Here is a 10,625-nt window from a genome sequence, read left to right on the forward strand (position 1 = left end):
TGCCGGCCGCTGTGCCGAAGATGAAGAAATGTGATGGCACCCTTGTCGCAAACATCCACGGAAGAAGACGACTACGTTCAGGAAATAGCGGGCCTGAAGACCCAGTTCGATATTTTCCGTTTCATGAAACGGGTGACGGAAGCCTATCGCAGCCGTGCCTTCATGGTTCTCAACCTGCCGCCGATCACCTCCTTCGATCTTCAGGGCAGCACCGTCATCACCAGCTGGCCGGCCGAGCTTCTGGCGCTCTACGACCAGGAAGGCCTGATGGTGAACAGCCCGGTCCTCAGACGCCTCAGAACATCGGCGCGGCCCTTCTTCTACGACATGTCACGGCAGAACTTGTCGCGGGACGACGGTAAGTCCATTCTCGTCGCCTCCCTGTTCGAACGTTTCAAGATGATGCGCTGCGCCTATTTCCCGACGCATGAGCCCTCCGGCCTGCGCGGCGCCATCTCTTTCGCCGGCGACCGCGAGCCCTTCAGTCCGGCCGAGATGCGTGAGCTCTGCTACATCTCCATCCATGTCTTTGACAGGCTTGCCGAGATCCGCAACCTCGATACGCGCATGACGGATACGCTGACCGACCGCGAGATCGATTGCCTCAACTGGACGGCGGCCGGCAAGACCAGTGCTGAAATCGCCGAAATCCTCACCCTGTCCGAGCATACGGTCAATCACTACCTCAACCGTGCCACCAAGAAGCTCGACACGGTCAACCGTACCCAGGCGGTCGCCAAGGCGTTGCGCATCGGCCTGATCAAATAAGTTGCAAAAAACAACCGAGTGCTTTCGAAGCCGCCCAGCGCATAGGCAAGTCCTTCCCGTTGGAAGCCTGTCCCGAGCGCTTTTGCCCTGTTTTTCCTGATTTTCCATCTGGCACGCTTTCTGCATCTCTTCTGCGAGAGGTCCAGAGGGGACTTTGAGACCAGCGCCAGGAAATGGCGCGGCCGACACACCGCTGCCCGACGCCGATGCCGCTTTTCTTCCGGCCCTTCGGTGTCGGCGGCGGTTGTTGCGTTTTGGCACCGCTTCTTTCCCGGCTGTTGGCGATTTCATCTTCCGCGTTCACTTTTCGCTGGTCTTTTCTTCGGCTTGCTCTAGTTCGCCCCGGATTGCGCCGGTTCTCGGGGAGACCGTTGCGGCCATCAGGGCGAAAGCCCGGCGGACTTGATGGCCGCAACGGATTGCCAATTCTCCCCGGCGCTCTTTTGGCGCACCGGATTTTCCTCCCGATGATTTTGTTTGGCGAAGGCTTCCGTCTCCACTATCTGTGATCTGCAAGAAGCAGTGAGGGTGGAATGGCCGACGTCACCAAGGAACAAGTTCTCGAAACGCTGAAGACAGTGCGTGGACCGGATCTCGAGCACGATATCGTCGAGCTCGGCATGGTTTCCGACGTCTTCATCTCCGACGGCAAGGTTTATTTCTCCATCACCGTCCCGGCCGATCGCGCCAAGGAGCTGGAGCCGATGCGGCTCGCCGCCGAGCGCGTCATCAAGGAAATGCCAGGCGTCAAGGGTGCTCTCGTCACACTGACGGCGGACAAGAAGGCCGCCGCCGCCGCTCCGGCTGCCCGCCCTGCGGCGAACCCGCCTCACGGTCATGCCGGGCACGATCATGGGAGCCATGCTCACGCTCCTCAACAACCGCCGCGCGCCGGCAAGATCGGTGTGCCCGGCATCGGCGCGATCATCGCCGTCGCCTCGGGCAAAGGTGGGGTTGGCAAGTCGACCACCGCCGTCAATCTCGCACTCGGCCTGCTCGCCAACGGCCTTCGTGTCGGCATTCTCGATGCCGATATCTATGGTCCCTCGATGCCGCGGCTGCTGAAGATATCCGGCCGCCCGACGCAGATCGACGGCCGCATCATCAATCCGATGGAGAATTATGGCCTCAAGGTCATGTCGATGGGTTTCCTTGTCGACGAGGAGACGGCGATGATCTGGCGCGGGCCGATGGTCCAGTCGGCGCTGCTGCAGATGCTGCGCGAAGTCGCCTGGGGCGAACTGGATGTCCTCGTCGTCGACATGCCGCCCGGCACCGGCGACGTCCAATTGACCATGGCCCAGCAAGTGCCGCTTGCCGGCGCCGTCATCGTCTCGACGCCGCAGGATCTCGCGCTGATCGATGCCCGCAAGGGCCTCAGCATGTTCCGCAAGGTTGAGGTGCCGGTGCTCGGCATCGTCGAGAATATGAGCTATTTCATCGCCCCGGATACCGGCACCCGCTACGACATCTTCGGCCATGGCGGCGCCCGCAAGGAGGCCGAGCGCATTGGCGTGCCCTTCCTCGGCGAAGTGCCGCTGACGATGAACATCCGCGAAACCTCCGACGCCGGCACGCCGCTTGTCGCCTCCGAGCCGAACGGCGTCGTCGCCGGCATCTATCGCGGCATCGCCGCCAAGGTCTGGGAGCAGGTCGCCGGCCAGCCCCAGCGTCCGGCACCGACGATCGTCTTCGAATAATGCATGCCGCCCGGAAGCGTGCAGCGGTTCCGGGATAAAGGCACGCATCACAACAAATGCATGTCGCCCGGAAGTGCAGCGGTTCCGGGATAACGGCATGCATAAAACAAAATGCATGTCACCGGGACGTGTGCAGCGGCTAAAGCGCGGCGCTTTAGCGGCCCGAATCGCCGCAGCGGATACCCCAAATTGTGGGGGAAACGTGGTGAAAAGCCGCGCTTCACGGAAGATGTCTTGATTATTTCACGGCTTTGCTTCATATGCCGCGGCGCCATGATGGCATTTTGCTGCAGATGCTCAATGACGGTCGTCTTCGTATCGAAGATGCCGGCCCGCCTGCAAGTTCGGAGTTGTCTTGTCGATCGAAGGATTGGGAACTGCGATGCGGTTGAGCACAACGCGCATGCCGGCCTTTAAGGTTGGATGCAGCCGGAGAGACGACCGGTGATTACCGCCTACTGTTCCAATTGCAAGTCGGTCGAGATCGGCGATCTGTCGCATGCTGCGTCCTTCCCCGAGGATGTCGTCTGGATCGACATGATCGAGCCGACCCGCGATGAGGAACTCTATGTTGAGAAGGTTCTTGGCATCGAGGTCCCGACCCGCGACGATCTCAAGGATATCGAGCCTTCCGCCCGTCTCTATGTCGAAAACGACGCCGTCTTCATGACCGCCTCGCTGCTCTGGAAGGCTGACACCGACGTACCGACGCTGACCGATGTTGCCTTCATCCTGGCTGGAAACCGCCTGGTCACCATTCGCTACGCCCATCCCAAATCCTTTGCGCTGTTCATCGCCGCCCTCCACCGGCTGCCGGAAAACTGGCGCAGCGGCGCTGCCCTTCTTGCCAAGCTCTTGGAGACGATCGTCGACCGCACCGCCGAGATCCTCGAGATCGCCGTCTCGCGCCTCGACATCCTGTCGATGCATGTCTTCGGCGAGCGGGCAAGGAAGGTGCGTAAGCCCTCGAACTATCTCGAGGAGAAGCTGCGCGATATTGCCGGCCATCACCGGATGATCAGCAAGGTGCGCGACAGTCTCGGTTCGCTTGCCAGCTTGCTGACGTTCTTTCACACGATTCCGGCGATCCAGCAGGACCGCGAGGCGAAGGAGCTTTGCCGCACCGTCTCGCGCGATATCCAGTCGCTGTCGGAGCATGCTTCCTTCGTCGCCGCCAACATCACCTTCCTGCTCGATGCTTCGCTCGGGCTGATCAACATCGAGCAGAACTCGATCATCAAGATTTTCTCGATTGCCTCGGTGGTGTTCTTGCCGCCGACATTGGTCGCCTCCGTCTATGGTATGAATTTTCAGGTCATGCCGGAGCTGACCTGGGCCGCGGGTTATCCCTATTCGCTGGCCTTGATGGTGATATCCGCCGTCATCCCCTTTTTCTTTTTCCGCTGGAAAGGCTGGCTCTAAGGAGCCTGTTGCAACTTCATGTCCGAAGAGAGCCATCCGAACGAACGCCATATGACGCCGCGAAAGCTGTTCTATCTCGCGCTGGGTTCCGTCGGTGTCGTCTACGGCGATATCGGTACCAGCCCGCTCTATGCCTTTCGCGAAGCGCTGAAGCCGGTGGCCCATGACGGCGTTACCCGTTTTGAAGTCATCAGCCTGATCTCGCTGATGATCTGGGCGCTGACGATCATCGTCACCATCAAATATGTGCTCTTCCTGCTACGCGCCGACAACGACGGCGAGGGCGGCACGCTGTCGCTGCTGGCCCTTCTGATGAAGACCGCCAACGGCCATACCGCCATCCTGATGCTGCTTGGCCTGATGGGCGCTGCCCTCTTCCTCGGCGATGCGATGATCACCCCGGCTCTGTCCGTGCTGTCGGCCGTCGAGGGCCTGAAACTCGTCACACCCAGACTCGCGGACTATATCGTGCCGATCTCGGTGGTGATCCTGGCGCTGCTCTTCGTCGTGCAATCGCGCGGCACTGGCGCCGTCGCGAGGTTCTTCGGCCCGATCACCGCTGTCTGGTTCCTCGTCATGGCCGCCGCCGGCATTTCCCATATCTCTGACGATTACGGCATTCTGGCCGCCTTCAATCCCTATTATGCCGTCAGCTTCCTGCTGCATGAGGGCTTCTACGGCGTCGTCGTGCTCGGCGCCGTCTTCCTGACGGTGACGGGTGCGGAGGCGCTCTATGCCGATCTCGGCCATTTCGGCCGTCGTCCCATCCAGTGGGCCTGGTTCATGCTGGTTTTCCCGGCGCTGACGCTGAATTATCTCGGGCAGGGGGCCCTCGTTCTCGGCAATCCGGCGACGATGTCCGATCCCTTCTATCTGATGTTTCCGAAATGGGCGTTGCTGCCGGTCGTCATCCTGGCGACCGCCGCGACGATCATCGCCAGCCAGGCGGTCATCACCGGCGCCTTCTCGATGGTGCGCCAGGGCATCAACCTCGGCTTCCTGCCGCGCATGGAAATCCTCTTCACCTCGGAAACCAATACCGGGCAGATCTTCGTGCCTTCGGTCAACGCCGTGCTGTTCATTGGCGTCATCTTCCTGGTCTTGAGTTTCAAGACTTCGGATGCGCTGGCGACCGCCTATGGCATCTCCGTCACCGGCGCCATGGTCGTCACTTCGATCATGGCCTTCGAATTCGTCCGCGCCCGCTGGAACTGGTCGCTTCCCGTCGCGGTGATCGCGCTCGCGCCGCTGGTGGTGCTGGAAATGATCTTCCTCGGTGCCAATCTTTTGAAGATCCACGACGGCGGCTATATCCCGATCATGATCGCCACCGCCTTTACCGTCGTCATGTGGACTTGGCGTCGCGGCACGGCGATCCTGATGGAGAAGACCCGTCATACCGATATTCCGCTCGCCTCCTTCGTCAGCTCGATCGAGCGCAAGAGCGAACATTCGCCGGCCCAGGTTCCGGGCACCGCGATCTTCCTGACCAGCGATCCGGAATCGGCCCCCGCCGCCTTGCTGCATAATCTCAAGCACAACCATGTGCTTCACGACCGCAACGTCATCCTGACGATCCGCACGATCAACAAACCGCGTGTACCGAGCCACGACCGTTACAAGATAGAGCAGATTTCCGAGCGTTTCTCCCGCGTCGAACTGCTCTTCGGCTTCATGGAATCGCAGAACGTCTCGCAGGCTTTGGCGACGCTGCGCAAGACAGGATTGAAGTTCGACATCATGTCGACCTCCTTCTATCTCGGCCGCCGCAAACTGGTGCCGGACGCCAAGTCGGGCATGCCTTACTGGCAGGACCGGCTTTACATCGCGCTCGCCAACGCCGCCGCCAACCCTTCGGACTACTTCCGCCTGCCGGCGAACCGGGTGGTGGAACTGGGCTCGCACGTTATAATTTGAGGGTGGGCAAAGACCCCGCCCCAAATCCCTCCCCACAAGGGGGAGGGGTTTAACCTGTTGGGCCGTCTGCCAACTTTTCGACATTTCAGATAAGCGAGGCGGTGCCGCAATAAGTCCCTCCCGCTTGTGGGGAGGGTCCTTTCGCGAGGCTACGACACATCTCATCCCTCGAACTATCCATCACATTAGGACATCCAAAAATTCTCATGGACACATTTCGGCACGGCCTGTTAACCGGACATCAAGGTTAATGCGGGATTTTCAATGGAATGTTCCAGCGTTCCATGCCCGGAGTCCGTGTTGCGTCGAAAGAGCCCTTCCCGTAGCAAGCTGCGTCTTTTTCCCGAGAATTGGGTGTCCCCCGTAATCTTCGGTCTTGCCGGCTGGCTGATTTTCCCGAGCGTCGCATCCCATGCCGATCTCGCCGCCATGCTCGCCGGCCTCGATCATGAGGGGGAGAACTGGCGTATGGTACTGACCAATTCTCCGGCCGGCTCCATCCACCAGGCCGAACTCGCCTTTGCCGAGCCGATGGTGACGGGTTCGATCGCAGCCGATGCCGGCATGGTGCTGCCCGATGGCCGCAAGGTCGCCTTCAATGCCAAGGACAAGGGCACTGCCAAGGATAGGGGCCATGAGGACACCCCGGACGAGGATCGCGTCAATCGCAGCGCCAAGAAGGGCCGCGTCGTCGCCGTCGAGAAGATGCAGCCGCCGAAGGATTTTTCCGCCGGCTCGATCCTCGAGCGCACCAAGATGCTCTTCACCCCGAGCTTCGATCTCAAGGACCGGTCGGCCTTCGTCAAGCCGACGATCCAGGGCAAGGAAATCGAGATCGCCACATCTTTCTATAAGAAGCAGCCCGTTGTGACCGATAACGGCGTGCCGGCAATGCTCGCAAGCCTCGTCACCAACAACAAGGCCGATGTTCTGGCCACCGCCTATGCACCGGCCGCACCCGACTATGCCCGCCAATCGCCCTTCGATTCCATCCTGGCCGAACCGGACAGCGGCCGCTTCGTTCCGGAGATCGGCCCGCGCGACCATGCCTGGGCCGCAAGCGTGCTGGCGCCGAGCGTCTTTTCCGCCCGCGAACAGCAGTGCCTTGCCTCCGGCATCTATTTCGAGGCGCGGGGGGAATCGGTGAAGGGCCAGGCGGCCGTCGCCCAGGTCATCCTCAACCGCGTCCGCAACCCTTCCTATCCGAAGACCATCTGCGGCGTCGTCTACCAGAACGAGGACTGGCGCAACCGCTGCCAATTTTCCTTCGCCTGCGACAGCATCAAGGACAGGGTGAACTCGGAATATCACTGGCGAGTCGCCCGTGACGTGGCGATGGCGGTGACATCAGGCAAGATCTGGCTGCCGCAGGTGGGTTCGGCGACGCATTATCATGCCGTCTATGTCAGACCGAAATGGGCAAAGACCATGGAAAAGGTCGGCCGCATCGGTCTTCACGTCTTCTATCGCACCTATGGCGGCGGCTGGAGCTGAGATAAATCGCCAGGGCAAGCCGATTTCCGGCCCGGAAAAGCGGATTCTTTCCGTCGAATTTGCGCGATCGACCCAGAGTCGATTTATCTCTTTGATTTGATGGGATTATTTTCTCACTGGACAGAAGCTGTCTACGCCTTGACTATGCTAATCCCTAAAACTATGTTGCGCGCGACTTCAGAACGGGCCGGAAGGGTCTCAACCTTCGCGTCCGGGGTCCGAATGACCGGGGTAGCGGGAGTGCGGGCGACGGGCAGGCGAGGAGAGATCCATGGCGGACGACCGCGAGGAAAGTCTAGAAAAGCGCCGTGCGCAATTGGGAGCGAAACTCGCGACCAAGGGCGTCGAGACGGGAGAAGACGAGGCTAGGGAAGCCCGCGCCGAGGTAAGCCGCAAAGGTTATGCCCAGGCGATGAAGCTTTCCAGCGAGTTCATTTCCGCAATCGTCGTCGGTGCTCTGCTTGGCTATCTCCTCGACCGTTTTGTTGGCACGGCGCCTTGGGGTTTGATTGTTCTTCTGCTTCTTGGATTTTGTGCCGGCGTTCTGAACGTGCTGCGTTCTGCGGGGGTGGTTGCCCATCCCCTGGACGACAAGGACGACAAGAAATAAGGACCGGTTCCGGTCCAGTGCAATGACCCCGCGTCCTGCGGGCCAAAGAGAGAGAACAAGCGGTGTCTAACGATCCGACTCATCAGTTCCTGATCCAGAAGATTGTGCCGATCGAAATCGGCGGAATTGATTTTTCGTTTACCAATGCATCGCTCTTCATGGCCGTTTCGGCTGCCGCTGCCGCAGGCTTCCTCTATTTCGCGACCTCGAACCGGGCCATCGTGCCGGGCCGTTCGCAGTCGGTTGCGGAAATGTCCTATGAATTCATCGCCAACATGCTGAAGGAAGGCGCGGGCAAGCAGGGAATGAAGTTCTTCCCGCTGGTCTTCTCGCTCTTCATGTTCGTCCTGACGGCGAACCTGCTCGGCATGTTCCCGTATTTCTTCACTGTCACCAGCCAGATCATCGTCACCTTCGCTCTGGCGATTCTGGTTATCGGTACGGTTCTCGTCTACGGTTTCTATAAGCACGGCTTCCACTTCCTGAATGTCTTCGTGCCCTCCGGCGTGCCGGGCCTTCTGCTGCCGCTGGTCGTCACGATCGAAATCATCTCCTTCCTGTCGCGTCCGATTTCACTCTCGGTTCGTCTTTTCGCCAACATGCTCGCCGGTCACATCACGCTCAAAGTGTTCGCAGGTTTCGTCGCCTCGCTCGGAACCATGGGTGCTCTCGGTATCGGTGGCGCCGTTCTTCCCCTCATCATGACCGTCGCCCTGACCGGTCTCGAGTTCCTCGTCGCCTTTCTCCAGGCTTACGTCTTTGCGGTGCTGACTTGCATGTACCTCAACGACGCAATCCATCCGGGCGGGCACTAAGGATAACGACATCGACGTCAAAGGGCGTCAGTCATTCGCCGCAACAACCATTTCAAAGGAGTTCAACATGGAAGCGGAAGCAGCAAAGTACATCGGTGCAGGCCTGGCTTGCTTTGGTATGGCCGGTACGGCTCTCGGCCTCGGCAATATTTTCGGCAGCTACCTCTCCGGCGCACTGCGCAATCCGTCTGCCGCTGACAGCCAGTTCGGCCGTCTGGTATTCGGCTTCGCCGTTACGGAAGCTCTGGGCATCTTCTCGCTGCTCGTCGCTCTCCTCCTCCTCTTCGCCGTCTGATATCGGCGAATAGATGGATCACGGCCTGCGACCGCAAGCCGTGATCCTTTGCATTTGCAGTCCACCTGGAGGTGAGCATGTTTTTTGTGACCCCGGCTTACGCTGAGGAAGCACCGGCGGCAGCGACGGGTACGGATGCGCACGCCGCTCCGGCCGCAGGCGAGGTCCATACCGAGACTGGTGTCGCCGAAGGCGAACACGCCCGCGGCCCTTTCCCGCCTTTCGATTCGACGACCTTCGCGTCCCAGCTGCTCTGGCTGGTGATCACGTTCGGCGTCTTCTATTTGCTCATGCAAAAGGTCATCGCGCCGCGCATCGGGACCATCCTCGATCAGCGTCACACGCGCATTTCCCAGGATCTGGAAGAAGCAGGCCGCCTGAAGGCCGAAGCCGACGCCGCCGTCCGGACCTATGAAGGTGAACTGGCCGCTGCCCGCGCTAAATCCAACGCGATCGGCTCCGCCGCACGCGACGCCGCCAAGGCCAAGGCCGAAGAGGAACGCCGCGCTGTCGAGGCGAGCCTTTCGGAAAAGATCAAGGCTGCCGAGCTGCGTATCGGCGAGATCAAGGCCAAGGCTTTCGCCGACGTCGGCACCATTGCCGAGGAAACGGCGGCTGCCGTGGTCGATCAGCTGATCGGCGGCACCGTCGCCAAGGCCGATGTCGCCGCCGCCGTCGCGGCTGCCAAGAAGGAGGCTTGATCGATGGAATTTGCCTTTGACGCGACTTTCTTCGCCTTTGTCGGCCTCGTCCTCTTCCTGGCGCTGGTCGTTTATCTGAAGGTTCCGGGAATGATGGCACGGTCGCTCGATGACCGCGCCGATCAGATCCGCAACGAATTGGCCGAAGCCAAGCGTCTGCGCGAAGAGGCCCAGCACCTGCTCGCCGAATACCAGCGCAAGCGCAAGGAAGCGGAAGCCGAAGCGGCCCACATCGTTGCCGCCGCTGAGCGCGAAGCCGAAATGCTGACCGCCGAAGCGAAGAAGAAGACCGAAGAATTCGTCGCCAACCGCACGGCGCTGTCCGAGCAGAAGATCAAGCAGGCCGAGGTCGAGGCGATGAAGGCGGTGCGTTCCGCTGCTGTCGATCTCGCAATCGCGGCCGCTGAAACCGTGCTTGCCAAGCGGGCCGATACCAAAATCCAGTCCGAACTCTTCGGCAATGCCGTCGGCCAGGTCAAGACCCGGCTGAACTGAGCGGTTTCGAAAAGATTTGAGAGGAGGCCGGGCATGTCCCGGCCTTTTCTCTTGTTGATTACTCGGTCTCGTGCCGGGTATCTGCCGCAGATAAACCGACTGTAGACGTTCGGGCAAACCCGCTGCGGTCCGCTGCTCTCACCCGGCGCCAGCCCCTCATCCGGCTGCCGCCACCTTCTCCCCGCAGGCGGGGAGAAGGGATATGCCGCGGCCTTCTCCGTCCCCCGCCTATCTCTCGCAGGGCACGTCCCCTCGCCCCGTTTACGGGGAGAGGGTTAGGGTCATATGCGCTAGGTTTAGCCCTGGACATAAGGAATCTGGTTGTGATTCAAGCTTTGGATGAAGATTCGTCCTGAGGTTTTGGATCATTGGCCGGAAGTGCGCGAGCGGCTTCCGGCGGGTTTTGAC

General features: G+C 60.4%; 10 protein-coding genes. All 10 read left to right on the forward strand.

The features are described 5' to 3' along the window. Nucleotides 1–33 precede the first annotated feature (33 nt). The 10 genes from ACM5SV_RS34495 to ACM5SV_RS34540 all read left to right on the forward strand — a co-directional run bounded on the left by ACM5SV_RS34495 (nucleotide 34) and on the right by ACM5SV_RS34540 (nucleotide 10,217). Nucleotides 34–768, forward strand: coding sequence for a helix-turn-helix transcriptional regulator (locus ACM5SV_RS34495; RefSeq protein ID WP_221967963.1), 735 nt, complete (start codon nucleotides 34–36; stop codon nucleotides 766–768). Nucleotides 769–1,301: 533 nt separating this feature from the next. Then, nucleotides 1,302–2,468, forward strand: coding sequence for an Mrp/NBP35 family ATP-binding protein (locus ACM5SV_RS34500; RefSeq protein ID WP_221975722.1), 1,167 nt, complete (start codon nucleotides 1,302–1,304; stop codon nucleotides 2,466–2,468). Between the two features lie 444 nt (nucleotides 2,469–2,912). Further along, nucleotides 2,913–3,890 (forward strand): magnesium transporter CorA family protein, encoded by a 978-nt coding sequence (locus ACM5SV_RS34505; protein ID WP_313903249.1) that lies wholly within the window; start codon nucleotides 2,913–2,915, stop codon nucleotides 3,888–3,890. 18 nt (nucleotides 3,891–3,908) lie between these two features. Further along, nucleotides 3,909–5,807 carry a potassium transporter Kup gene (locus ACM5SV_RS34510; RefSeq protein ID WP_012756237.1) on the forward strand — a complete coding sequence of 633 codons (1,899 nt, stop codon included), beginning with the start codon at nucleotides 3,909–3,911 and terminating at the stop codon, nucleotides 5,805–5,807. A gap of 264 nt (nucleotides 5,808–6,071) precedes the next feature. Next, on the forward strand, nucleotides 6,072–7,301 hold the full coding sequence (locus ACM5SV_RS34515; RefSeq protein WP_128440037.1) for a cell wall hydrolase: 1,230 nt from the start codon (nucleotides 6,072–6,074) through the stop codon (nucleotides 7,299–7,301). A gap of 271 nt (nucleotides 7,302–7,572) precedes the next feature. Continuing rightward, nucleotides 7,573–7,911 carry an AtpZ/AtpI family protein gene (locus ACM5SV_RS34520; protein WP_012756239.1) on the forward strand — a complete coding sequence of 113 codons (339 nt, stop codon included), beginning with the start codon at nucleotides 7,573–7,575 and terminating at the stop codon, nucleotides 7,909–7,911. A gap of 62 nt (nucleotides 7,912–7,973) precedes the next feature. Next, on the forward strand, nucleotides 7,974–8,726 hold the full coding sequence (locus ACM5SV_RS34525) for a F0F1 ATP synthase subunit A (protein WP_012756240.1): 753 nt from the start codon (nucleotides 7,974–7,976) through the stop codon (nucleotides 8,724–8,726). Between the two features lie 67 nt (nucleotides 8,727–8,793). Beyond that, a complete protein-coding gene (locus tag ACM5SV_RS34530; protein ID WP_003545854.1) occupies nucleotides 8,794–9,021 on the forward strand; it encodes a F0F1 ATP synthase subunit C in 228 nt (75 codons plus the stop codon). Between the two features lie 77 nt (nucleotides 9,022–9,098). Further along, nucleotides 9,099–9,722, forward strand: a complete 624-nt coding sequence (locus ACM5SV_RS34535) for a F0F1 ATP synthase subunit B (protein WP_012756241.1) — start codon at nucleotides 9,099–9,101, stop codon at nucleotides 9,720–9,722. A 3-nt stretch (nucleotides 9,723–9,725) separates the two neighbouring features. Next, nucleotides 9,726–10,217 carry a F0F1 ATP synthase subunit B gene (locus tag ACM5SV_RS34540; RefSeq protein ID WP_012756242.1) on the forward strand — a complete coding sequence of 164 codons (492 nt, stop codon included), beginning with the start codon at nucleotides 9,726–9,728 and terminating at the stop codon, nucleotides 10,215–10,217. Nucleotides 10,218–10,625 lie beyond the last annotated feature (408 nt).

Origin of the sequence: Rhizobium sp. CRRU65, assembly GCF_048551595.1 — a bacterium.
Lineage (GTDB): Bacteria > Pseudomonadota > Alphaproteobacteria > Rhizobiales > Rhizobiaceae > Rhizobium > Rhizobium leguminosarum_J.